The sequence below is a fragment of the Frigoribacterium sp. NPDC087798 genome, assembly GCF_044742985.1.
GTDB lineage: Bacteria > Actinomycetota > Actinomycetes > Actinomycetales > Microbacteriaceae > Frigoribacterium.
Genome location: NZ_JBIUVP010000001.1, coordinates 271,917 through 295,896 on the forward strand (window position 1 = coordinate 271,917; position 23,980 = coordinate 295,896).

Annotated in this window: 19 protein-coding genes and 4 tRNA genes; 12 read left to right on the top strand and 11 right to left on the bottom strand. The window is 71.5% G+C overall.

Annotation, left to right across the window (positions count from 1 at the left end; all coding sequences use genetic code 11):
• Window positions 1–111: 111 nt before the first annotated feature.
• On the top strand, window positions 112–1,338 hold the full coding sequence (locus ACIOSR_RS01320) for a cobalamin-independent methionine synthase II family protein (RefSeq protein ID WP_402751658.1): 1,227 nt from the start codon (window positions 112–114) through the stop codon (window positions 1,336–1,338).
• Between the two features lie 78 nt (window positions 1,339–1,416).
• On the opposite strand, the gene ACIOSR_RS01325 is transcribed toward ACIOSR_RS01320, so the two are convergent.
• The 4 genes from ACIOSR_RS01325 to ACIOSR_RS01340 form a co-directional block, all read right to left on the bottom strand.
• Window positions 1,417–2,220 carry an amino acid ABC transporter ATP-binding protein gene (locus ACIOSR_RS01325; RefSeq protein ID WP_123570115.1) on the bottom strand — a complete coding sequence of 268 codons (804 nt, stop codon included), beginning with the start codon at window positions 2,218–2,220 and terminating at the stop codon, window positions 1,417–1,419.
• Complete coding sequence (locus ACIOSR_RS01330) at window positions 2,210–2,875, bottom strand: amino acid ABC transporter permease (protein WP_056045410.1); 666 nt, start codon at window positions 2,873–2,875, stop codon at window positions 2,210–2,212. Before ACIOSR_RS01330 ends, ACIOSR_RS01325 begins: the two co-directional genes overlap by 11 nt.
• Window positions 2,876–2,877: 2 nt before the next feature.
• A complete protein-coding gene (locus ACIOSR_RS01335) occupies window positions 2,878–3,732 on the bottom strand; it encodes an amino acid ABC transporter substrate-binding protein (protein ID WP_402752194.1) in 855 nt (284 codons plus the stop codon).
• Between the two features lie 168 nt (window positions 3,733–3,900).
• Window positions 3,901–4,647, bottom strand: coding sequence for an NRDE family protein (locus ACIOSR_RS01340; protein WP_402751659.1), 747 nt, complete (start codon window positions 4,645–4,647; stop codon window positions 3,901–3,903).
• A gap of 178 nt (window positions 4,648–4,825) precedes the next feature.
• Here ACIOSR_RS01340 and ACIOSR_RS01345 point away from each other — a divergent pair, with 178 nt between their 5' ends.
• Both ACIOSR_RS01345 and ACIOSR_RS01350 read left to right on the top strand, forming a co-directional pair.
• Window positions 4,826–6,178, top strand: coding sequence for a bifunctional phosphopantothenoylcysteine decarboxylase/phosphopantothenate synthase (locus ACIOSR_RS01345; RefSeq protein ID WP_402752195.1), 1,353 nt, complete (start codon window positions 4,826–4,828; stop codon window positions 6,176–6,178).
• A complete protein-coding gene (locus tag ACIOSR_RS01350; protein WP_402751660.1) occupies window positions 6,175–7,674 on the top strand; it encodes a serine/threonine-protein kinase in 1,500 nt (499 codons plus the stop codon). Before ACIOSR_RS01345 ends, ACIOSR_RS01350 begins: the two co-directional genes overlap by 4 nt.
• A 146-nt stretch (window positions 7,675–7,820) precedes the next feature.
• Here the strand turns inward: ACIOSR_RS01350 and ACIOSR_RS01355 are convergent.
• The 3 genes from ACIOSR_RS01355 to ACIOSR_RS01365 form a co-directional block, all read right to left on the bottom strand.
• Window positions 7,821–7,892: transfer RNA gene (locus ACIOSR_RS01355), tRNA-Val, on the bottom strand.
• An 81-nt stretch (window positions 7,893–7,973) separates the two neighbouring features.
• Window positions 7,974–8,047: transfer RNA gene (locus ACIOSR_RS01360), tRNA-Cys, on the bottom strand.
• Window positions 8,048–8,113: 66 nt separating this feature from the next.
• A tRNA-Gly gene (locus tag ACIOSR_RS01365) sits at window positions 8,114–8,185 on the bottom strand.
• Window positions 8,186–8,359: 174 nt separating this feature from the next.
• Here ACIOSR_RS01365 and ACIOSR_RS01370 point away from each other — a divergent pair.
• Window positions 8,360–8,432, top strand: a tRNA-Val gene (locus ACIOSR_RS01370).
• Between the two features lie 124 nt (window positions 8,433–8,556).
• Entirely contained in the window at window positions 8,557–10,251 is a 1,695-nt protein-coding gene (locus ACIOSR_RS01375) for an alpha-amylase family glycosyl hydrolase (protein WP_056045420.1), read from the top strand.
• Window positions 10,252–10,395: 144 nt separating this feature from the next.
• Here ACIOSR_RS01375 and ACIOSR_RS01380 read toward each other — a convergent pair whose 3' ends face one another.
• Complete coding sequence (locus tag ACIOSR_RS01380) at window positions 10,396–11,676, bottom strand: ammonium transporter (RefSeq protein WP_402751661.1); 1,281 nt, start codon at window positions 11,674–11,676, stop codon at window positions 10,396–10,398.
• A gap of 221 nt (window positions 11,677–11,897) precedes the next feature.
• Window positions 11,898–12,914: a cell division protein ZapE gene (gene zapE / locus ACIOSR_RS01385; protein ID WP_173150888.1), complete on the bottom strand. Its 1,017-nt coding sequence runs from the start codon at window positions 12,912–12,914 to the stop codon at window positions 11,898–11,900.
• Between the two features lie 176 nt (window positions 12,915–13,090).
• Here zapE and ACIOSR_RS01390 point away from each other — a divergent pair, with 176 nt between their 5' ends.
• The 3 genes from ACIOSR_RS01390 to ACIOSR_RS01400 are packed head-to-tail and all read left to right on the top strand — an operon-like array spanning window position 13,091 to window position 15,182.
• A complete protein-coding gene (locus tag ACIOSR_RS01390) occupies window positions 13,091–13,990 on the top strand; it encodes a sulfurtransferase (protein WP_056047468.1) in 900 nt (299 codons plus the stop codon).
• Window positions 13,987–14,430 (top strand): SufE family protein, encoded by a 444-nt coding sequence (locus tag ACIOSR_RS01395; protein ID WP_123570121.1) that lies wholly within the window; start codon window positions 13,987–13,989, stop codon window positions 14,428–14,430. The genes ACIOSR_RS01390 and ACIOSR_RS01395 overlap by 4 nt, the downstream gene beginning before the upstream one ends.
• Window positions 14,427–15,182: a dihydrofolate reductase family protein gene (locus ACIOSR_RS01400; RefSeq protein WP_307785042.1), complete on the top strand. Its 756-nt coding sequence runs from the start codon at window positions 14,427–14,429 to the stop codon at window positions 15,180–15,182. The genes ACIOSR_RS01395 and ACIOSR_RS01400 overlap by 4 nt, the downstream gene beginning before the upstream one ends.
• On the opposite strand, the gene ACIOSR_RS01405 is transcribed toward ACIOSR_RS01400, so the two are convergent.
• Window positions 15,140–16,384 (bottom strand): alpha/beta hydrolase family protein, encoded by a 1,245-nt coding sequence (locus ACIOSR_RS01405; protein WP_402751662.1) that lies wholly within the window; start codon window positions 16,382–16,384, stop codon window positions 15,140–15,142. The genes ACIOSR_RS01400 and ACIOSR_RS01405 overlap by 43 nt on opposite strands.
• Window positions 16,385–16,493: 109 nt before the next feature.
• Between ACIOSR_RS01405 and ACIOSR_RS01410 the strand changes: the two genes are divergently transcribed.
• The 4 genes from ACIOSR_RS01410 to ACIOSR_RS01425 all read left to right on the top strand — a co-directional run bounded on the left by ACIOSR_RS01410 (window position 16,494) and on the right by ACIOSR_RS01425 (window position 21,867).
• The gene (locus tag ACIOSR_RS01410; protein ID WP_371740311.1) at window positions 16,494–17,090 is read left to right on the top strand and encodes a DUF3000 domain-containing protein; all 597 of its coding nucleotides are present in this window, start codon (window positions 16,494–16,496) and stop codon (window positions 17,088–17,090) included.
• 43 nt (window positions 17,091–17,133) lie between these two features.
• A complete protein-coding gene (locus ACIOSR_RS01415; RefSeq protein WP_082460233.1) occupies window positions 17,134–18,468 on the top strand; it encodes an HRDC domain-containing protein in 1,335 nt (444 codons plus the stop codon).
• A 73-nt stretch (window positions 18,469–18,541) separates the two neighbouring features.
• Window positions 18,542–19,747 carry a thiolase family protein gene (locus ACIOSR_RS01420; protein WP_123570125.1) on the top strand — a complete coding sequence of 402 codons (1,206 nt, stop codon included), beginning with the start codon at window positions 18,542–18,544 and terminating at the stop codon, window positions 19,745–19,747.
• On the top strand, window positions 19,744–21,867 hold the full coding sequence (locus tag ACIOSR_RS01425) for a 3-hydroxyacyl-CoA dehydrogenase NAD-binding domain-containing protein (RefSeq protein WP_402751663.1): 2,124 nt from the start codon (window positions 19,744–19,746) through the stop codon (window positions 21,865–21,867). The genes ACIOSR_RS01420 and ACIOSR_RS01425 overlap by 4 nt, the downstream gene beginning before the upstream one ends.
• A 79-nt stretch (window positions 21,868–21,946) precedes the next feature.
• Here ACIOSR_RS01425 and dxs read toward each other — a convergent pair whose 3' ends face one another.
• Window positions 21,947–23,893, bottom strand: coding sequence for a 1-deoxy-D-xylulose-5-phosphate synthase (gene dxs, locus ACIOSR_RS01430; protein WP_056045446.1), 1,947 nt, complete (start codon window positions 23,891–23,893; stop codon window positions 21,947–21,949).
• Between the last annotated feature and the right edge of the window lie 87 nt (window positions 23,894–23,980).

Below are 23,980 nucleotides of genomic sequence, written 5' to 3' on the forward strand. Positions count from 1 at the left end.
GGCCGACGGCCGCCCGATGTTCCCGAGCGCACGGCTGTGACGTCCCGTGTCGTGCCCGTCGCACTCGTCCGGGGTCGGGGGCCAGAGTGGTGGCGACGAACGGAGCACCCCATGACGACCACCCCCGGCCGCATCGAGACCACCCACGCGGGAAGCCTGCCGCGCACGCCCGAGCTGATCGCCGCGAACGACGCACGCGCCCTCGGCGAGGACGGCTTCACCCTCGAGCGCACCCCCGAGTTCGACGCCCTGCTGACCGACGCCGTCGTCGATCTCGTCCGGCGCCAGAGCGATCTCGGCATCACCATCGTCGGCGACGGCGAGTACGGGAAGGCCATGACGAGCGCGGTCGACTACGGCGCCTGGTGGTCGTACTCGTTCCAGAGGGTCGGCGGGCTGTCGCTGACCGGGTCGGACATCTTCAGCCAGCCGGCCGTGCGGTCCTCGCCCGGCGACGTACGACTGACGTCGTTCCCCGACCGCCGGGACTGGCGGGCCTTCCACGACGCCTACACCGACCCGACCTCGGGCATCGGCACGGGCTCGGGTGCCACGCCGTTCCCGAGCACGACGGGACCCCTGGCCTACGTCGGACACGCCGCCATCGCCTCGGACATCGCCAACCTGAAGGCCGGGCTCGAGGCGAGCGGTTCGACCTCGGGCTTCCTCACGTCGTTGTCCCCGGGCAGCGGTGCCCGCATCGCCAACGACTTCTACGCCACCGAGGAGGAGCACATCTGGGCCTGGGCCGAGGTGCTGCGCGAGGAGTACACGGCGATCGTCGAGGCCGGCCTGACCGTCCAGATCGACGACCCCTCGATCGCCGAGAACTGGGACCAGATCAACCCGGAGCCGAGCGTCGAGGACTACCGGGCGTTCACCCGAATCCGCGTCGAGGCGCTCAACCACGCCCTCCGTGGCCTGCCGCCGGAGCAGGTGCGCTTCCACCTCTGTTGGGGCTCGTGGCACGGTCCCCACACGACCGACGTCGAGTTCCATCACATCGTCGACCTCATGCTCGAGATCGACGCCGGCTCGTACTCGTTCGAGGCGGCCAACGTCCGTCACGAGCACGAGTGGAAGCTCTGGCGCGACGTCGAGCTGCCGACCGGCAAGACGATCGTGCCGGGTGTCGTCAGCCACGCCACGAACGTGGTCGAACACCCCGAACTCGTGGCCGACCGCATCGAACGGTTCGCCTCGCTGGTCGGCCCCGAGAACGTCGTCGCCTCGACCGACTGCGGCCTGGGTGGTCGGATCCACCCGCAGATCGCGGTGGCCAAGCTGGCCGCGCTCGGCGAGGGCGCGCGCATCGCCTCGCACCGCCTGTTCGGCTGAGCGTCCCGGACCGCGTCGACCCGCGCCTCCTGGTCCCCGATCGAGGAGGCGCGGGTCGATCGTCGCGCCGACGTCCCGTCAGTCGTCGAGCGGCTTGAGCACCCGTTGCAGGAACTGCTGCGTGCGGGCCTCGCGGGGGCGGGACAGCACGTCGGCCGGGCGGCCCCGCTCGACGACGACGCCGGCGTCCATGAAGAGCAGCTCGTCGGCCACCCGGCGGGCGAACTCGAGCTCGTGGGTGACGACGATCATCGTCCAGCCCTCGTCGGCGAGTTCCTTCACGACGGTGAGCACGTCACCGACCAGTTCGGGGTCGAGGGCAGAGGTCGGCTCGTCGAAGAGCAGGAGTTCGGGCCGCAGGGCGAGCGCGCGCACGATGCCCACGCGCTGCTGCTGGCCGCCCGAGAGCTCGGCCGGGTAGGCGTCGGCCTTCTCGGCGAGGCCCACGCGCGCGAGGAGTGCCTCGGCCTCGGCCCGCGCCTCCTTCGGATCGCGTCCCTGGACGCGCACCGGTCCCTCGACGACGTTCTGCAGCACCGTGAGGTGCGGGAACAGGTTGAAGTGCTGGAACACCATCGACGAGCGGTCGCGGAGGGCGAGCAGGTCGCGCTTGCCGACCGTGGTGCCGAAGTCGATGGAGCGGCCGTCGGAGAGCGTGACGACTCCCCCGTCGGGCACCTCGAGGCTGTTGAGCGACCGCAGCACGGTCGTCTTGCCCGAACCCGAGGGCCCGATGATGGCGACGACGCGTCCGCGGCGCACCTCGAGGTCGATGCCGCGCAGCACCTCGTTCGCGCCGAACGCCTTGTGCAGCCCGCGGACGGTCAGCACGGGGGCACCGGTCTCGTCGGCCGGCCGGGGCGGGGTGACGTCAGCGGGCAACGTGGCGGTCCAATCTCTTCTCGAGGGCGTCCTGCCCGAACGACAGGATCAGGCAGATCACCCAGTAGACCAGGGCGGCCTCGAGGTAGATCAGCAGGAACTGGTTCGAGACGGTCGCGATCTGCTCTGCCTGACGGAACAGCTCGACGACGAGGATGACGCTCGCCAACGAGGTGTCCTTGACCAGGCTGATGAAGGTGTTCGACAGCGGGGGCACCGAGACGCGCGCCGCCTGCGGCAGGATGATCCGCCGGAGGGCGAGCCCCCGCGACATGCCGATCGTGTGGGCGGCCTCCCACTGGCCCTTGGGCACCGAGAGGATGGCCGCGCGGATGACCTCGGCCGCGTACCCACCGACGTTCAAGGAGAACGCGATGATGGCGCTGGGCCACGGATCGAGCTTGACGCCGATCGACGGAAGGCCGTAGAAGACGACGAAGAGCTGCACGAGCAGCGGCGTGCCCCGGATGATCGAGATGTAGACCCGGGCGATGCCCGCGAGCGCCGCCTTGCCCGACAGGCGCATCAGCGCGATGACGACGGCGATGACCAGCCCGATCGCCATCGATGCGAAGGCGAGCGGGATCGACGCGACGAGCGCCCCCGACACGATCGGCCAGAGCGACCGCCAGAAGAGGTCGAGGGAGGACTGCACGCCTACTCGCTGACGTCCTGGCCGAAGTACTTCTCGCTGATGGTCGCCAGCGTGCCGTCGGTCTTTAGCTCGGCGAGGGCGTCGTCGATCGCCGACACGAGGTCGTCGCTGCCCTTCGTGGTGACCAGGGCCGAGCGCGAGACGTCGTCCGTGGTCGCCGCGATCTTGATGCCGGCGGCCTGGTCGGGGTTGGTCTTGACGTAGTCGAGGAAGGTCAGTTCGTCGTTGACGGTCGCGTCGATGCGACCCTGCTCGAGGAGCGCGACCGACTGGGCCCAGCCGTCGACGACCTGCACGTCCGCGCCCGCGTCCTTGGCGGTCGTGTAGAAGTTGCTCGACTGCGACTGGGCCGTCGTCTTGCCCTCGAGGTCGGAGAGCGAGGTGATGTCGGTGTTGTCGGCGGCCGTGATCACGACACCGCGGCTGACCGTGTAGGGCGTCGAGAAGTCGTACGTGGCCTCACGCTCGTCCGTGATCGAGATCTGGTTGGCCACGAGGTCGAAGCGGCCGGCGGTGAGTCCGGCGAGCAGGGCGTCGAACTGCGTCTCCTCGAAGGCCGGGGTGACGCCGAGCTTCTCGGCGACGGCCGTGGCGACGTCGACGTCGTAGCCGGTCAGCGCGCCGGCCCCGCCCTCGTGGTAGGTGAAGGGCTGGTAGGTGCCCTCGGTGCCGATGACGAGCTCGCCGGCCGCCTGGATGTCGGACAGGCTCTTCGCCGCGCTCGTGTCGGCGGTCGCGCTGCCGGTGGACTGGACGACCCCGTCGGTGGAGGCGGGCGCGCAGGCGGCCAGGGCGACGGCGGCGGCGGCGACGACGCCGACGGAGGCGAGGCGACGGACGGTGCGGACGGCGGTGATCTTCACGAGGGTTCCTTTACTGCGGCTCGGGGGTCGGGGGTCGGGGGTCGGACGAGCCTCCCGACACTAACGCCGCGGGGGCGGGCGTGATTCCCGATGACTCCGCATGACCTTGCGGCCACGGAGGCCGGGCGTCGTCGCACACCCGTCGGCGTCGCCACGCGCCCGTCAGCGTCGCGCGATCGCCTCCCCCACCGAGGGGGCGCCGTCGAGCCGCACGTGCCGGTGGGCCACGTCGTCGGCCGAGACGGCGACGGTGCTCAGCGACAGCGAGTGGAAGAGGCGTCCGTCGACCAGGTCGGCCCGCACGAGCGCGTCGTCGTCGGCGGTCGGCAGTGCGCTGCTCTCGCGCAGCAGGTCGAGCCACGGCGTCCAGCTGCCCTCGCCCTCGGCCCCCGTCGGCAGCGGACCGGTCGGAGGCGCGACGTCACGGAACCGAGGCAGCCAGCGGTCGACGCGCGGCACGGACCGGTCGTCGGGGGCGGCGTGCGTGAGCAGGTGCACCCCGGGGGCGAGGCGGGCCGTCTCGGTGGCGGTGCCGTCCCAGACGGAGTGCACCGCGCCTCCTGCGTCCGCGGTGAGCAGGTTGAAGGTGCGGGTCGTCTGCGGCCCGTCGGGCAGGACGCCGTCGGCGGCCGCCCGGAGGGGCAGGGCACCGCGGGTGGTCCATCCCCCGGGCGGCGACGCGGGCGCCTCGTGACGATTGAGCACGACGCTCGCCCGGCTCGGGCCCCGGGCGGTCGCCAACCAGGCCCCGCCCGCCTCGCGGTCGTGCACCCCGGTCACCCGCTCACCGAGGTCGGGCCACCAGGCGCCGGGCTCGTCCCAGGGGCGGTCGGGCGACTCGTCCCGGAGCCCGAGGAAGACGACGGGCCAGGGCGCGTCCGGCTGGACGGCGACGACGACGGTGCACATGGGGTCCTCAGGGTGGGGGCTCGTCGGGGCGGGTGCCGACGCTCGACCGCGGGATGCGGCATCGTGGTGGGCAACGCTACCGACCCGGCACCGGGTCGGCCGACCGACGCATCGATCGACGAGGCCCACCGTGACGCACGACCACCCCCGCTCCTCCCCCGCCGACGCCCCGCGTCGCCTGTCCGTCGTCGTCGGCGTCTCGGGCGGCATCGCGGCGTACAAGGCCGTCGGGGTCGTCCGCGGCCTCGTGCTGCGGGGACACGACGTCCACGTCGTGCCGACCGAGGCCGCCCTGCGCTTCGTCGGGGCGCCCACCTGGGAGGCCACGAGCCGCAACCCCGTGCACACGTCCGTCTTCGACGATGTCGCGGAGGTGCGGCACGTGGCCCTGGGGCAGCGCGCCGACCTGATCGTCGTGGCCCCCACGACCGCCCACACCCTGGCGAAGATCGCCCACGGCCTGTCCGACGACCTGCTCGGCACGACGATCCTCGCGAGCACCGCGCCGCTCGTCGTCGCGCCCGCCATGCACACCGAGATGTGGCGGAACCCGGCGACGGTCGCGAACGTCGACCTGCTGAGGTCGCGCGGGGTGACCGTCGTCGGGCCGGACGACGGCCCGCTGACCGGGGGCGACGTGGGGCCCGGCCGGCTGAGCGAACCCGACGAGATCGTCGCCGCGGCACTCGCCCTCGTGACCGGCCCGGGCTCCCCCGACGCCCCGCCCGCCGTCGCCCCGCCCGCCGTCGTCTCGGGTGCTCGGGACCAGGAGGCGCGGGTCGGCGACCTGGACGGCCTCCGGTTGGTCGTCTCGGCCGGCGGCACCCGTGAGCCCCTCGACCCCGTGCGGTTCGTCGGCAACCGGTCGAGCGGCACGCAGGGGGCGGCGCTCGCCCTCGGGGCGGCCCGCCGCGGTGCCCACGTCACCGTCGTCGCGGCCGCACTCGACGGGGCCGTGCGGCAGACGCTCGAGACGGAGGGGACGATCGACGTCGTCGAGGTCGGCACCGCCCTCGAGCTCGACGCCGCGATGGGCGAGCACGCCCCGGCGGCGGACGTCGTGATCATGGCGGCCGCGGTGGCGGACTACCGGCCGTCGTCGGTGGCCGACGGGAAGATCCGGAAGGACGACTCGGGCGACGAGCTGACCGTCCGTCTCGTCCGGACCCCGGACGTCCTGGCCGGGCTCGTCTCCCGTCGGGCCGTGGGGCAGGTGGTCGTCGGCTTCGCGGCCGAGACGGCCGCCGACCGGGACGAACTGCTCTCGCTCGGGCGCGCCAAGCAGCGGCGGAAGGGAGCGGACCTGCTCGTCCTCAACACGGTGGGCTGGACGACCGGCTTCGGCAGCGACGACACGGCCGTCGTCGTGATCGACGCCGACGGTGACGTGGTGTCCGAGGCCGAGGGGTCGAAGACCGCCGTGGCCGAGACGGTGCTCGACGCCGTGGTGTCCCGTCGGGTCGCGAGTCGGGGGTCGGGTGGCGGCACTCCTCCCGTGCTCCCCGGCGCGTCGACGGGAGCGGGCGCATGAGCCCCCGCGAGCAGGCCGATCCCCGCCTCGGCACGACCGTCGGCGGTCGCTACCGCCTCGACGCGATCGTCGGGCGCGGAGGCATGGGGGCCGTCTACCGGGCGAGCGACCTCGAGCTCGGCCGGGTCGTCGCCGTCAAGCTCTTCTCCTCGGACGGGCACGACGTCCACGACCTCAGCCGCCAGGTCAGCGAGGTGCGCCTCCTCGCCTCCCTCAACCACCCGGGGCTCGTCACGCTCTACGACGCCCGGGTCGAGGGCGACGGCCACGACGACGACGCCTACCTCGTGATGGAGTACGTCGACGGCCCCACCCTGCAGACCGTGCTCGCCGACGGTCCGTTGTCGCACGCCGAGGCCGCGGCGTTGCTCGGCGACGTCGCGGACGGCCTGGCGGCGGTGCACCGCGCCGGCGTCGTCCACCGGGACGTCAAGCCCGCGAACATCCTGCTCGCCGCGCCGCACCACGAAGGCGACCCCCGACGGGCCAAGCTCGCCGACTTCGGCATCGCCTACCTGATCGACTCGACGCGGGTGACGGCCACGGGAACCCTGATGGGCACCGCCGCCTTCGTCAGCCCTGAGCAGGCCGAGGGGCGTCCGCCGGCCCCCGCGTCCGACGTCTATTCGCTCGGGTTGGTGCTGGTCGAGGCGCTGACCGGGCGGCGCGTCTTCACGGGGTCGGTCGTCGAGTCGGTCATGGCCCGTCTCACCCGCGACCCCGAGATCCCGGCCTCGATCGGCTCGGGGTGGGCGGAACTGTTGACGCGCATGACCGCGCGAGCACCCGACGACCGTCCGGCCGCCGCCGAGGTCGCCCGAGCGGCCCGCACGCTGGCCGTCGAGGGCGCCGGGTCGACCGATGCCGTCACGCGCGTCATGGCCGCTCCCGACGTGCCGACGGCTGCCCTGCCCGGCGGCGACGCCCCCACTCGCGTCCTGCCCCGGGACGATGCCCGCACGCCGGTGTTCGGGGCGGGGGCGGCCTCCCGCGCCGACGCCACGGACCTGGTCGCCGACGTCACGGCGGACGACGGGACCCGGAAGCGTCGGCGTTGGCCCCTCGTGCTGGTGGCGCTCGTCGTCGCCGGGTTGCTGGCGGCGGGCATCGGTTGGGCCGCCACCCGCGACGGTGGGACGGTCGACCCGACGGAGAGCACGAGTCCGAGCGTCGAGACGGATCCGTCGACGACGCCGTCCGAGTCGTCGGACGTCGACTCGCCGTCACCGTCCGACGACTCCACCGACGACTCACCGGTCGACCCGGCTCCCTCGGACGAGGTGAGCCCCACCCAGGAGGCGCCGGTCGAGCCGACGACGCAGCCGACGGTCGACCCCGTGACGCCCCCGACGGTCGACGTCCCTGGCGTCGACGTCCCCGGAGGGAACAGCGGGCCCGGCAACAGCGGCAACGGCAACGGCGGACCGGGCACCAACGGGAACGGGAACGGCCGGGGCAACGGAGTCGGTCTCGGGACGGGGACCGACACCCCCTAGGCGGATGCCGCAGGACGTCACGACTCGTCGCTCACATCGTGAGGTGGGCGGCCGGTCGGGCCTCTCGGCAGGAGAGGCGGGCCTCTGCTGAGAAAAGGAGCCCGGACATGACGAAAGCCCCGGCCGAGGCCGGGGCTTTCTGTGTGTGAGCGATACTGGGATCGAACCAGCGACCTCTTCCGTGTCAGGGAAGCGCGCTACCGCTGCGCCAATCGCTCATGTCTCAACGATCCGAGAGTCTCCCCTCGAACCGCACTATTCAATTGCAACATCGAGTCTAGACCTAGGTCTAGATCGAATGGAGGTGGAGACGGGATTTGAACCCGCGTGAACGGCTTTGCAGGCCGGTGCCTCGCCTCTCGGCCACTCCACCATACGAGTAGCCCCCCAGAGGGAGGCCACCAGTCGGTGGACCACCCTCTGGTGAGCATTACACTCGAGCGGATGACGAGATTCGAACTCGCGACCCTCACCTTGGCAAGGTGATGCGCTACCGCTGCGCCACATCCGCATTTCGCTTTGCATTTCTGCGTGCAAAAGAACAATACCCACACCCCGGGGCAGAAACCAAATCGAGGGAAGTTCGTGTCTTGATCGATCACGGGGCAGCTCACGACGGTGCCCTCGACGACCGGCCGAATGGCGTTCGAGCACCGCGATGCACTAGCATCGTCGAGTCCCACACGGGCGATTGGCGCAGTTGGTAGCGCGCTTCCTTCACACGGAAGAGGTCATCGGTTCGAGCCCGGTATCGCCCACGATCATCATCGAGAGGCCCTGCTCCTGCAGGGCCTTTCGTCGTTCCTGGCCCGCGATCCCCGGCCCGGTGCCGCCGTCGGAGCATCGACGCCGCCCACTGCCGAGACGTGGCATCCTCGCCCCATGACCGACTCCCCCACCTCCCGCGCCGCCGCGACCCGCCCCACGCCCGTCCCCGACGCCGACTGGTGGCGGCAGGCCGTGGTGTACCAGGTGTATCCGCGCAGCTTCGCCGACGCGAACGACGACGGCATCGGTGACCTGGCCGGCGTGACCTCGCGCGTGCCGTACCTGCAGCGGCTCGGGGTCGACGCCGTCTGGCTGAGCCCCTTCTATCCGTCACCGCTCGCCGACGGCGGGTACGACGTCGCCGACTACCGCGACGTCGACCCCCGCCTCGGCACCCTCGACGACTTCGACGAGATGGTCGCCGCCCTCCACTCGGCCGGGCTGAGGGTCGTGGTCGACATCGTCCCGAACCACACCTCGAGCGACCACGAGTGGTTCCGTGAGGCGGTGGCGTCCGAGCCCGGCAGCGCCGCCCGTGGCCGGTACGTGTTCCGGGACGGCCTCGGCGAGGGAGGAGACACTCCCCCGTCGACCTGGGTCTCGAACTTCGGCGGTGGCGCCTGGACCCGCCTGCAGCGCCCCGACGGCACGCCCGAACAGTGGTACCTGCACCTGTTCGCCCCCGAGCAACCCGACCTCGACTGGAGCAACCCCGAGGTCCGCACCGACTTCGAACGCACGCTGCGGTTCTGGTCGGACCGTGGCGTCGACGGATTCCGGGTCGACGTCGCCCACGGGCTCGCGAAGGACCTCACCGAGCCCCTCCGCGACGCGGCCGAACGTCAGCTCCTGCCGGTCGACGGCAGCGATCCGCTCTACGACCGTGACGAGGTGCACACGATCTTCGAGGGGTGGCGCCGGGTCCTCGACGAGTACGACCCGCCCCGGAGCGCCGTGGCCGAGGCCTGGGTGCAGCCCGAGCGGGTGCCGCTCTACGCCCGCCCCACCGAGCTCGGCCAGGCCTTCAACTTCGCCCTGACGCGCGCCGACTTCGACGCCGACCAGTACCGGACCATCATCGCGTCGACCCTCGAGCAGGCGGCCGTCAGCGGGGCGACGAGCACGTGGGTGCTCTCGAACCACGACGTCGTCCGTCACGCCACGCGCTACGGCCTGCCGAAGGGGCAGGACCTCGACGCCTTCGTGCTGAGCGACGGTCGCCGACCCACTCTGAACCCCGATGCGGGCCTCCGTCGGGCCCGTGCGGCGACGCTGCTCATGCTCGCCCTCCCGGGTTCGGCCTACGTCTACCAAGGAGAAGAACTGGGCCTCTTCGAGGTGGCCGACCTGCGTCCCGACGACCTGCAGGACCCGGTCTGGGTCCGCACGGGCCACCGGCGCAAGGGCCGTGACGGCAGCCGGGTGCCGCTGCCCTGGGACACGAGCGAGCCCGCCCTGGGCTTCGGGGACCACGCCCCGCACCTGCCGCAACCCGAGTGGTTCGAGGACCTCGCCGTCTCGGTGCAGGACGACGAGGACGAGTCCACGTTGTCGATCTACCGACGCGCCCTCGCCCTCCGCCGCGAGCTGCAGCGCGGTGAGGCCTTCCTCTGGGCCGACGACACCTCGGAGGACGTCGTGCGCTTCTCCCGCCACGAGGGGTGGCACTCGCTGACGAACTTCGGCGGCGGCCCGGTCGACCTGCCCACCGGGGCACGCGTCCTGGCCTCCAGCGAGCCGTTGCACGACACGCTCGCCGGCGTCACCGAGGTGCCGGGCGAGACCACGGTCTGGTTCTCGCTGACCTGAGACCCGGGCCCGGTCCGACCGGGCGACCACCCGCAGGAGGCGCGGTGCGACGCGGTCGCGCACCGCGCCTCCTGCGTTCTGCCGCGGCCGGGACGCGGAACGGCCCCGGTCCGAGGACCGGGGCCGTTCGTCGTGCGACGTGGGTCAGGCGCGCGAGTTCTCGAGGACGTAGCCCTCTTCACCGTGCAGGGCGAGGTCGATGCCGGCCACCTCGTCCTCGTTCTTCACGCGGAAGCCGATGGTCTTCTCGATGACGAAGCCGATGACGAAGGCCAGGACGAACGAGTAGAGCATGACGGCCAGGGCCGAGAGGGCCTGGATGCCGAGCTGCGTGAAGGTGTGCGAGAAGATGAGGCCGGTGTCGTTCGCGAAGATGCCGAGGTACAGCGTCCCGATGAGGCCACCGACGAGGTGGATGCCCACGACGTCGAGGGAGTCGTCGAACCCGAGCTTGAACTTGAGGTCGATGGCGAGGGCGCAGACGGCACCCGCGACGACGCCGAGGACGACGGCCCACCCCGGGGTGAGGGCGGCGCAGGCCGGGGTGATGGCGACGAGGCCGGCGACGGCACCCGAGGCGGCGCCGACCGAGGTGGCCTTGCCGTCCTTGAGCTTCTCGACGACCAGCCAGCCGAGCACGGCGGCGGCCGGTGCGGCGATGGTGTTCAGGAACGCCAGGGCGGCCACGCCGTCGGCCGCGAGCTCGGAGCCGGCGTTGAAGCCGAACCAGCCGAACCAGAGCAGCCCGGCACCCAGCAGGACGAAGGGCGGGTTGTGCGGCTTGTCGGCACCCTTGGCGAAGCCGACGCGCTTGCCGAGGACGAGTGCCAGGGCGAGGGCCGCGGCACCGGCGTTGATGTGGACGGCCGTGCCGCCGGCGAAGTCGATGACGCCCATGGCGGCGATCCAGCCACCGACGGTGTTGCCGTCGGCGTCCTTCGTGAAGTTGAAGACCCAGCTGGCGACCGGGAAGTAGACGACCGTGGCCCAGACGCCGGCGAAGATCATCCACGCCCCGAACTTGGCGCGGTCGGCGATGGCGCCCGAGATGAGGGCCACCGTGATGATCGCGAAGGTGGCCTGGAAGGCGGCGAAGGCGATCGTCGGGTAGGCGCCGGTCGGGTCCAGGCTGTCCTCGAAGGCGGCGCCGAGGCCGAGGTTCGCGACGTCGAGGCCGATCAGGCCCTGGATGCCCACGAAGCTCTCGCTCCCACCGGGGATCGAGGTCGGGTTGCCGAAGGCGATCGCATAGCCGAAGAGCACCCACAGGACGCCGATGAGGCCCATCGCGCCGAAGCTGAGCATCATCATGCTGATGACGCTCTTGGCCTTGACGAGGCCGCCGTAGAAGAAGGCCAGGCCGGGGGTCATGAGCAGCACGAGTGCCGCGCAGATCAACATGAAGGCGGTGTTGCCTTGGTCCATGGGTGGGTCACCTCTCGAGTTTCGGAGCCGGGGAGGCACCGACGTCGAGGTCGACCGTGTGGGTTCACGGGCTGTGGTGACGAACGCTCTCGTCCGGTGCGGCCCCCAGTGTCGCGGGGAGAGGTTTCGGGCCGTGTGCGGGATTGTTTCCCCGATGTAACACGATTCGGGCGCAGGTAAACAACGTGTTACCGGATGCCCGGTGCGGGGTGGGGATCCCGTCAGAGCGAGGTCAGGGCCACCAAGCGCGACACGGCGCGCAGGTACTTCTTGCGGTAGCCGCCGGCGAGCATCTCGTCCGAGAAGACCTGGTCGAGGGGCGTGCCCGAGGCGACCACCCGGATCTGCGCGTCGTACAGGCGGTCCACGAAGGCCACGAGGCGCAGGGCGTCCACCTGGCTCGTGAGGACGTGGACGTCACGGAGCCCCACCGCGTCGAGGTCGTCGACGAGCTTCACGTACTTGCTGGGGTGGACCGTCGCGAGGTGGGCGACCACGCCGTCGAAGTCGTCGAGCGACACGGTCCCGCCGAGCGCGGCCGCCGCCGCGTCGACGTCGTCGACCACGTGCGCCCGGGCCTCGACCTCGCGACGCCGGTAGTCGTCCCCGTCGATGCGCAGGGTGAGGAACTTGTCGCTGAGCCCTTGGATCTCGCGGAGGAAGTCGGCGGCGGCGAACCGGCCCTCACCGAGGGCGTTGGGCGGCGTGTTCGAGGTGGCGGCGATGCGCGTGCCGTCGTCGGCCAGGTCGCCGAGCAGTCGGGTCATCATCATGGTGTCGCCCGGGTCGTCGAGCTCGAACTCGTCGATGCAGACCAGGGCGGCGCCCTTCAGCTGCGACGCGGCCCCGGCGTAGCCGACGGCGCCGACCAACGCGGTGTACTCGATGAAGGTGCCGAAGTACCGCCGGCCGGGCGTGCGGTTCCAGAGGGCGGCGAGCAGGTGGGTCTTGCCCACGCCGAAGCCGCCGTCGAGGTACAGGCCGGGACGCACGGCCGGGGCAGCCGGCTTCTTGCGGAACAGGCCCCTCCGCGGCGCGTCGGGACCCGCGCCTCCGAACGCCGTCACGGCGGCCACCGCCTCGGCCTGGGAGGCGAAGGCCGGGTCGGGCCGGTAGTTCTCGAGCGAGGCCTCCGCGAACTGACGAGGAGGCACGAGTTGCGTCACGATCTCGGCCCCCGTGATCGTCGGGGTGCGGTCGCTCAGCGAGACGAGGGTGCTGACGGATTCGGGGGGCATGGGCGCGGCCTCGCGGTGGGGTGGGCGGGGATCTGTGTCAGAGTCGTACGGTTCCCGGGCGACGGTCACGCGGCATGCGTAACCTCGACGGGGCCGACCAGAGGCGATCCTACGCCGCCGGGCACCACGCGTCGCCCGGCGTCGGCTCCACCCCGACCCCCGCACAAGGAGACACCATGGCCGTCGAGCACGACACGTCCGCCCGCTTCGGCGAGTACGCCCATCCCGAGCGTCTCGTCGGCACCGAGTGGCTGCAGCAGCACCTCGGCACCCCCGGGCTCGTCGTCGTCGAGTCCGACGAGGACGTCCTCCTGTACGAGACCGGCCACATCGCCGGCGCCGTCAAGATCGACTGGCACCTCGACCTCAACGACCCGGTGCAGCGCGACTACGTCGACGGCGAGGGCTTCGCCGCGCTGATGAGCCGCAGCGGCATCACGCGCGACAGCACGGTCGTCATCTACGGCGACAAGAACAACTGGTGGGCCGCGTACGCGCTGTGGGTCTTCTCGCTCTTCGGGCACCAGGACGTCCGTCTGCTCGACGGCGGCCGCGCGAAGTGGGAGGCCGAGGGACGCGACTACACGACCGAGGCGCCCGAGGTCGAGGCCACCGACTACCCCGTCGTCGAGCGGGACGACAGCGTCATCCGCGCCTACAAGGACGACGTGCTGGCGCACCTCGGCAAACCCCTGATCGACGTGCGCTCGCCCGAGGAGTTCTCCGGCCAGCGCACCACGGCCCCGGCCTACCCCGACGAGGGCGCCCTGCGGGCCGGTCACATCCCGAGCGCCCAGAACGTGCCGTGGGGCAAGGCCGCGGCCGACGACGGCACCTTCCGGCCTCTCGCCGAACTCGACGCCATCTACCGCGACGGGGCGGGCCTCTCCGACGGCGACGAGGTCGTCGCCTACTGCCGCATCGGTGAGCGGTCGAGCCACACCTGGTTCGTCCTGACGCACCTGATGGGCTTCGAGGACGTGCGCAACTACGACGGCTCCTGGACCGAGTGGGGCAGCGCCGTGCGGGTCCCCATCGTGCAGGGCACCGAGCCGGGCGAGGTGCCGGCCCGGTGACCGACGCGGCCCTGCCCGAGGCGCTCGTCGAGATCCGCGAGGAGTTCCTCGCCCTCGACGTGCGGAACCGTCTTCAGTTGTTGCTCGAGTTCTCGAACGAGCTGCCCGAGCTGCCCGCCCGGTACGCCGACCATCCCGACCTGCTCGAACGGGTGGTCGAGTGCCAGTCCCCCGTGTTCCTGTTCGTCGAGGTCACCGACGGTCGGGTGCACCTGCACGCGACGGCACCACGCGAGGCGCCGACGACCCGGGGCTTCGCCTCGATCCTCGCCCAGGGGCTCGACGGACTGACCGTCGAGCAGGTGCTCGACGACGTCCCCGACGACTACCCGCAGACGATCGGCCTGACCGAGGCCGTGAGCCCGCTGCGCATCCGCGGCATGACCGCGCTGCTCGGCCGCGCCAAGCGTCAGATCCGCGAACGGACCGCCGTCGCGTGACGCTCCGGGTGCTGCACGCCCTCGGACGTCCCGGCGACGTCGGGCTCGAGCTCGAGATCGACGAGGACTCGACCCCCGCCCGGATCCGCGAGCTGTACGCCCCGCCGAGCGAGACGTGGCTGCGACTCAACCTGATCGCGGCGGTCAGCGGTGACGCCGCGGGGTCCGACGGCACCTCCGAGACGCTGAGCAACGCCACCGACCGCACGATCCTGGCCGCCATCCGCTCGCTCGCCGACGGTGTCCTCGTCGGTGCGGCGAGCGTGCGCGCCGAGGGCTACCGGGTGCCGAAGTCCTCGCGACTCGTCGTCGTCACGGCGTCGGGCGACCTCTCCGGCCACCGGATGGACCCGGCCGAAGCCGAGCGGGTCGTCGTGGTCTGCCCCGAATCCGCGCGGGCACGGGTCCGCGAGACCCTCGGTGAGGCGATCTGGGCGGCCGCCCGCGTGTTGACGGCGACCGACGACGGCGGCCGGTTGGAGCCCGCCGCGATCCTCCGGTGCCTGCGCGAGCAGCGCCTCCGTTCGCTCGTCTGCGAGGGCGGCCCCTCGCTCGCCGGGCAGTTCCTCCGGGACGGCCTCGTCGACGAGCTGTGCCTGTCGACTTCGCCGGTCGTGATCGGCAGCGGCCTGCCCGTCTTCGGTCGCGAACGTTTCGACCCGGCGTCGCTCGTCCTCGGCCAATTGCTGGTCGACGAGCAGAGCACGCTCTACGCGCGGTGGTCGGTGGACGGTGGACCCGCGAGTCGCTGACGGTCGAGCCATCGACCGATCGCCCCCTCGAACCGCTCGGGGTCGAGGTTCCAGAGCTTGGTGTGCCGGGCGACGTCGAACACCTCGAAGGTCACGATGTCGGGCCGCGCCTCGGCCAGCGCGTAGGACGCGGTGGACGGCACGAAGCCGTCGTCGTCGCTGTGCAGCACCAGCACCGGGAGGTCGAGCTCGCCCGCGCGCGAGACGAGGTCGAGCCGGTCGAAGTCGATGGGCTCGGCGCTGCCGGCCAGCCGGCAGAGCAGGGGCGACCCCAGGAGGCGCAGCACCAGACCCTGGACGACCCCCGGCACCCGCATGGCCGCGCCCTGGTAGGCGAGCGTCGTCCGCCAGTCGACGACGGGCGACTCGAGCACGAGACCCGAGACGGCGCCGCGCAGGGTGGAGCGGGTGGCGGCCTGCAACACCAGCGCCCCACCCATGGACCATCCCATCAGCACGACGGACGTCGCCCCGTGGTCGAGGGCGAACCGGATCGCCGCCTCGACGTCGCGCCACTCGGAGTCGCCCAGCCCGTAACGGCCGTCAGGCGAACGGGGCGCCTCGCCGTCGTTGCGGTACGACACGAGGAGCGAGGTGAAGCCCTCTCGCCGGAAGACCGGTGCCGCACGGATCGTCTCGGCGCGCGTCACCCCGCGACCGTGCACCCCGATCATCCACGGGCCGTCGAGCCCGCCCTCGGCGGGGACCAGCCAGGCGGGGGCCGGACCGACCTCGGTGTCGACCACGACCTCGTCGGCCGTGAGGCCCGCGTCGTGCGGCGTCGGGTACAGCCAGCCGCCGATGCGACCCCGGTGGGCGCGCCGCAGGCCGGATGCCTCGACTCCTTCGACGCCCCCGACGCCGTCCTCGTGTTCGACCCGACGTTCGACGTACCGGCCGTCGTCGTGCACCACCTCGCCGATGCGGGCGTGCCCTCGGCCCCGGTCGTACCAGAAGCTGTAGCGACCGGGGAGGCGCGTGTCGGGCGTCGAACGCAGGGTGATCGTCCCGGCGACGGCGTCGTGGGCCTCGATGCGCACGTCGTCGCGTCGCCTCCGGGCAGGGGTGACGATCTTCCGGGCGATGGCGACGATCCCCGAGACGAGGGCTGTGGACGACACCACCACGGTGCCCCCGACCGCGATCGAGACGACGGCGAGCGGGCCGACGCCCCGTCGACCGGTGGATGCGGGGCGGTTCACGGGCGGCTCCTCGGACGGCGTGAGATGGAGCGGGGAGACCTGTGGATCTGCTGAGCCGGGCGCGGCGTGCCGCGGGGGTCGCCCTCAGGATCGACCCTAGTCTTCCAAGGTGTCCGAGATCCCCCCGACGTCGACCCGCCCGCCCGCGTTCGCCGCGGCCGTCGAGTCCGTCCACCGTGCCGCCGCGCGGGACGCCCTCACCGTGACCGAGATCCCCGCTCCGAACGGCCTCGCCCCCCACGCCCTGGCCCTCGCCGGGGACGTCATCGGCGCGTCCGGTCGCCCGGACCCCGACCTCGGCACCGGACGCTTCGTGCTGCTCTACGACGACGACGAACCCGAGGCCTGGGGCGGACCCTTCCGGGTCGTCAGCTTCGCGCAGGCGCCCCTCGAGACCGAGATCGCCCTCGATCCGTTCGTGGCCGACGTCGCGTGGTCCTGGCTCGTCGACAGCCTCGACGCCCGCGGTGCCGTCTACGACCAGGCATCGGGCACCGCCACCAAGATCCTCTCGACCGGATACGGTGAGCTGGCCAACCACGGTGACGGGGCCCAGCTCGAACTCCGGGCGTCCTGGAGCCCCGCCACGACCGACCTGGCCCCGCACATCGAGGCCTGGAGCGAGCTGATCTGCACGCTCGCCGGCCTGCCCCCGACCGTCGAGGGCGTCACCCTCCTCGCCTCGAGGCGGGTCGGACGAGACTGAACCACCGGAACAGAACAGCGCCCCCGGAGAGAACAGCGGAGACATGACCACAGCGACACCAGACGAGGCCGCACCAGACGCGGCGGCGGCCGACGCGGCAGCACCCCACGGCTCCGAGCCGCGCGACACCCGCCCCCGGGTCTCCGTCCGACCCGTCGTCGAGACCGCCGACTCGCAGCACGGCGAGGTGACCGTCATCGACGACCGCGAGGGGTACCTGGCCGCCGTCGAGGCGATCCGCGCCGGGACCGGGCCGGTCTCGATCGACGCCGAGCGCGCCTCCGGCTATCGCTACTCCCAGCGGGCCTACCTCATCCAGGTGTTCCGACGCGGCTCGGGGGTGTTCCTCCTCGACCCACCCGCCATCGGCTCGTTCGCCGAACTACAAGCGGTCATCGGCGACGAGGAGTGGGTGCTCCACGCCGCCAGCCAGGACCTCGCGTGCCTGCGCGAGGTCGGACTCGATCCGAGCCGCATCTTCGACACCGAACTGGGTGCGCGCCTCGCCGGGCTCCCCAAGGTCGGGCTCGGTGCCGTCGTCGAACAGCTCCTGGGCGTCCACCTCGCGAAAGAACACAGTGCCGCCGACTGGTCGACGCGACCGTTGCCGCAGAGCTGGCTCGTCTACGCGGCGCTGGACGTCGAGCTGCTCGTCGACCTCCGGGACGCCATGGAGGCGGTGCTCGCGGACGCGGGCAAGCTCGAGATCGCGCGCCAGGAGTTCGACGCGACCCTGAGGCGGGAGGCAAAGCCCGCGAAGGTCGACCCGTGGCGTCGACTGACCGGGCTGCACAGCCTGCGCGGGTCCCGGTCCCTCGCCGTGGCTCGTGAACTCTGGCAGGCGCGGGACGACTACGCGCGCGAGATCGACACGGCCCCGGGCCGTCTCGTCCCGGACTCCTCGCTCCTGGCCGCCACGAAGGCGATGCCCACCGACAAACGGTCCCTCGCCGGCATCAAGGAGTTCGTCGGCCGGGCCAGTCGCAGTGAGCTGGACCGCTGGTTCGCGGCGATCGAACGCGGCCGTGAGACGACGGACCTGCCCTCGCACCGGGGGCCGGCGAGCGACACCCTCCCCCCGCCCCGATCGTGGGCGGACAAGAACCCGCTGGCCGACGCGCGCTACAAGGCCGTCCGCCCCAAGGTGACCGAGATCGCCGAGGGGCTCGACCTGCCGGTCGAGAACCTGCTCACACCCGAGACCCTGCGCCGGCTGGCCTGGGACCCGCCCATCCCCTTCGACGCACCGACCATCGCGGCCGCACTCGTCGAGCTCGGTGCGCGGACCTGGCAGGTCGAGGCCGTGGCCGAGGCGGTCGCCGAGGCCTTTGTCGACGCCCACCAAGAGCCCGAGGCGACGGGCGACGGCGCTTCGTAGGATTGCTCGAACGATTCTCGGGCCCCCGGCGTCGTCCCTAAGATCAGGACCAGATCCTGACACTGGAGGCACTGTGGCCGAGAGCAACGATGTCGTGTTCGTCGACGGGGTACGCACCCCGTTCGGTCGGGCCGGCGACAAAGGCATGTACTGGCAGACCCGCGCCGACGACCTGGTCGTCAAAGCGATGAAGGGTCTGCTCGAACGCAACCCGTCCCTACCGCCCGAACGCATCGACGACGTCGCCATCGCGGCGACCACTCAACAGGGCGATCAAGGCCTCACCCTCGGACGCACGACGGCGCTCCTCGCGGGTCTCCCCCAGTCCGTGCCCGGGTACGCCATCGACCGGATGTGCGCCGGCGCCATGACGAGCGTGACGAGCGTCGCCGGCGGCATCGCCTTCGGCGCGTACGACGTCGCCCTCGCCGGCGGAGTCGAGCACATGGGGCGTCACCCCATGGGGTTCGCCGCCGACCCCAATCCGCGCTTCGCCGCCGAGAAGCTCGTCAGCGGCGAGGCCCTGAACATGGGCAACACCGCGGAGCGCATCCACGACCGGTTCCCCCAGCTCACCAAGGAACGCTCCGACCGGTACGCCCTGCGATCGCAACAGAAGCTCGCAGCGGCCTACGACGCCGGCCAGATCCAACCCGACCTCGTCCCGGTGGCCATCAAGACGGACCAGGGCTGGGGGCTCGCCACCCGAGACGAGGCGCCTCGACCCGAGACCACGATGGAGGGTCTCGCCGGGCTGCGCACTCCCTTCCGGCCGCACGGCCGCGTCACGGCGGGCAACTCGTCGGGTCTCAACGACGGGGCGACGGTCAGCCTGATGGCGTCGGGTGCCGCGGCGAAGGAACTCGGGCTCACCCCCAAGATGCGCCTCGTCAGCTTCGCCTTCGCCGGCGTCGAGCCCGAGATCATGGGCATCGGTCCCGTGCCGTCCACCGAGAAGGCCCTCCGCAAGGCGGGGCTGTCGATCGACGACATCGGCCTCTTCGAGCTGAACGAGGCGTTCGCGGTGCAGGTCCTCTCCCTGCTCGACCACTTCGGCATCGACGACGACGACCCGCGCGTGAACCCCTGGGGCGGGGCCATCGCCGTGGGTCACCCCCTCGCGTCCTCGGGCGTGAGGCTGATGATCCAGCTCGCTCGCCAGTTCGAGCAGCACCCCGAGGTGCGGTACGGCCTCACGGCCATGTGCATCGGCCTCGGTCAGGGCGGCAGCGTCATCTGGGAGAACCCCCACTACTCGAAGAAGGCGGCACGCGCATGAGCACGGCGACCGAACAACTGACCGAGCTGTCGGCCGACGAGGTCGTCACGCACTCTTACGTCCGCGACGTGCCGTTGCCCTCCGGCGGCGTCCTGGCGCTCATCACCCTCGACAACGGCCGCGACCACACCCGGCCGAGCACGCTGGGGCCGGCGACGCTGCACGAGTTCGGCGCGACCCTCGACGCCGTCCGCAGCCGCGCCTCCTCGGGTGAGATCGCGGCGATCGCCGTCACGGGCAAGCCGTACTTCCTGGCGGCGGGTGCCGACCTCAGCAAGGTGAGCGCCATCCCCAGCCGCGAGGTCGCCCGCGAGCTCGCCCGGCTCGGCCACGCCGTGCTCGGCAAGCTGCACGACGCCCCGGTGCCCACGTTCGTCTTCGTCAACGGGCTCGCCCTGGGCGGTGGCGTCGAGATCGGGTTGCACGCCGACTACCGCACGGTCGACTCGTCGGCCGCCGCCATCGCCCTGCCGGAGGTCTTCCTCGGCATCATCCCCGGGTGGGGTGGCGCCTGGTTGTTGCCGAACCTGATCGGCATCGAGAACGCCCTCAAGGTCGTCATCGAGAACCCCCTGAAGAACAACCGCACCCTGAAGCCCGCCCAGGCGCTCGAACTCGGCATCGTCGACGCGATGTTCGGCCCCGCGTCGTTCCTCGAGGACAGCATCCGGTGGGCCGACGGGGTGCTGACCGGCCGCGTCAGCGTCAAGCGGCCGAACGTGCCGGGCAGGCTCGAGCGTGCCGTCAAGTGGGACGTCGCGATCTCGGTGGCGCGCAAGTCGCTCGAGTCGAAGATCGGCACCGTCGCGAAGTCGCCCTACGCCGCCCTCGACCTGCTGAAGGCCGCGAAGAACACCGACCGGACGACCGGCTTCGCGGCCGAGGACGAAGCGCTGGCCGACCTCGTGGCAGGCGACCAGTTCCACGCCAGCATGTACGCCTTCGATCTCGTCCAGAAGCGGGCCAAGAAGCCCGCCGGTGCGCCCTCCCCCGACCTCGCCCGGAAGATCGGCAAGGTGGGCATCGTCGGGGCCGGACTCATGGCGAGCCAGTTCGCGCTGCTGTTCGTGCGCCGTCTGCGCGTCCCGGTCGTCATCACCGACCTCGACCAGGCTCGGGTCGACGCGGCACTCGCCCGCATCAGAGGCGAGATCGACGAGTTGCAGGGCGGGGGGAGGATCTCGCGGGACGAGTCCAACCGCCTCAAGGCGCTCATCACGGGCACGACCGATCTCGCCGACTTCGCCGACGCCGACTGGGTCATCGAGGCCGTGTTCGAAGAGCTGTCGGTCAAACAGGAGGTGTTCGCGAACGTCGAGGCCGTCGTCTCGGACACGACGGTGCTGGCGACCAACACGTCGTCGCTCGGCGTCGAGCAGATCGGGGCTCGCCTCGCCCATCCCGAGCGACTGGTCGGATTCCACTTCTTCAACCCGGTCGCGGTGATGCCCCTCGTCGAGGTCGTCAAGACCCCGGCGACCGACGACGAGACGCTGAGCACGGCGATGGTGACGGCGAAGGCTCTGCGGAAGAACGCCGTCATCACGGCCGACACCCCGGGGTTCGTGGTGAACCGCATCTTGGCCAAGCTGCTGGGCGAGGCCATGCACGCCGTCGAGACGGGGACGCCGTTCGAGGTCGTCGATCGGGCGACGGCGCCGTTCGGCCTCCCGATGACGCCGTTCGAGTTGCTCGAGCTGGTGGGACTGACCGTCGGGGCGCACGTCCTGGACACCCACCATGCCGCCTTCCCCGACCGGTTCTTCGCCAGTGACGGACTGCACCGCCTGGCCGAGCACGGCACGATCTTCGAACGCGACTCGAAGGGCCGTCGCAAGGGATTCGACAAGAAGGCCGTCGCCCTCGCCGCCGGACCGGGAACGGCCCTGACCGACGACGAGTTGCGCGTCCGCATCGAGGACGGTCTCGCCGACGAGGTCGGGCGCATGCTCGACGACCACGTCGTGGCCGCGGCCGAGGACATCGACCTCTGCCTGATCCTCGGCGCCGGGTACCCGTTCCAGATGGGCGGGGTCACGCCGTACCTCGACCGGGTCGGTGCCTCACGTCGGGTGCGGGGACGCGACTTCCACGAACCCGCGATCCGCGGCGTCGAGTAGACCACCCACGCCGAACGCCCCGTCTCGAGAGGGACGGGGCGTTCGACGTCTGTCGTGCGGCGTGACACCGCACCGGGGCTCAGTCGTGCCGGGCATCCTCGTGCCGGGATGCGGCAGCGGTCTCGTCCAGTGGCCTCGCCACCGGGATTCGGCTGCCGAGCACCTGCGCGACGACGTCGCGAGCGATGTGCTGCGGCGTGAGGCCGGCCTCGTCGAGGATCTCGGCCCGGGACCCGTGCTCGAGGAACTCGTCGGGCAGTCCCAACTCGGTCACGGCCGTGTCGACGCCTGCGCCACGGAGGTCCTGTCGCACACGGGTGCCGATCCCGCCCACCCGCACGCCGTCCTCGATCGTGATGACGAGCCGGTGGGCCGCGGCCAGCTCGATGATGCTGGCCGGGACGGGGACGACCCATCGAGGGTCGACGACCGTGGCACCGATGCCCTGGGCCTCCAGTCGCTCGGCGACCTCGAGTCCGATGCCGGCCATCGGGCCGACGCAGACGATGAGGACGTCGTCACGGCCGGTGCGTCGCAGCACCTCGACACCGTCCTCGAGTCGTTCGACGGCGTCGTGCTCGACGCCGACGGCGCCTTTCGAGAACCGGATGACGGTGGGCGCGTCGTCGACCGCCACGGCCTCCCGGAGCTCTTCGCGGAGTCGCGTCGCATCACGAGGGGCGGCCAGACGGATGTGCGGCACGATCTGCAGGAGGGCGAGGTCCCACATGCCGTGGTGGCTCGGGCCGTCCGGTCCGGTCACACCGGCGCGGTCCAGCACGAAGGTGACCCCGGCCCGGTGGAGGGCGACGTCCATCAGCACCTGGTCGAAGGCGCGGTTCACGAAGGTGGCGTACAGCGCGACGACGGGGTGCAGTCCACCGAACGCGAGACCCGCGGCACTCGTGACCGCGTGCTGTTCGGCGATGCCGACGTCGAAGACCCGCTTCGGGAACCGTTCGGCGAGCTTGTGCAGGCCCACCGGACGCAGCATCGCCGCCGTGATGCCGACGACCTTCTCGTCGTGCTCGGCGATGTCGACGATCTCGTCGGCGAAGACCGACGTCCACGACGGCGAGGTGGCCGCCTCGAGGGGTTCGCCCGTCTCGGGGTCGATCTGCCCGACCGCGTGGAACTGGTCGGCGACGTCGGCGCGCGCCGGATCGAATCCCCGGCCCTTCTCGGTGATGGCGTGCACGATCACGGGCGCCCCGTAGTTCTTCGCCTGGAGCAGCGCTTCTTCCATGGCGACCTGGTCGTGACCGTCGACCGGCCCGATGTACTTGATGTCCAGGTTCGAGTAGAGGGCCTCGTTGTTCGTGAACCGGCTCAGGAAGCCGTGCAGGCCACCCCGGACGCCGCGGTAGACCGCACGACCCGGATGTCCGAGTCGGTCGAAGACGGCCCTGCTGCCGACGTGGAGCTCGCGATAGGCCTGGCGCGTGCGGACCGTGTTGAGGAAACGGGCCATTCCTCCGATGGTCGGGGCGTAGGACCGGCCGTTGTCGTTGACCACGATGGTGAGGCGACGGTCGTTGTCGTCGCTGATGTTGTTCAGGGCCTCCCACGTCATGCCCCCGGTCAACGCGCCGTCGCCCACGACGGCGACCACGTGCCGATCGTCCCGGCCCGTCAGTTGGAAGGCCCGGGAGATGCCGTCGGCCCACGAGAGCGAACTCGAGGCGTGTGAGCTCTCGACGATGTCGTGCTCGGACTCGGACCGCTGCGGGTATCCGGCGAGACCGCCCCGGAGCCGGAGCCCCGAGAAGTCCTGGCGACCGGTGAGGAGCTTGTGGACGTACGACTGGTGGCCGGTGTCGAAGACGAAGGCGTCGTGCGGCGAGTGGAACACCCGGTGCATGGCCAACGTCAGCTCGACGACGCCGAGGTTCGGCCCGAGGTGGCCCCCGGTCTTCGACACCTCGGTCACGAGGAACCGGCGGATGTCGGCGGCCAGTTCGACCATCTGTTCGTTCGTCAGGCGGTCGAGGTCACGAGGCCCCGTGATCGTCTGCAGCAGGCTCATGCTGGCCTTCCCTCTCGGCCCTCTCGGGCATCCCGCCAGTCTAGGCACGCGACCGGCGAGAACGCCGTGCGACCCCCGGACGACGCG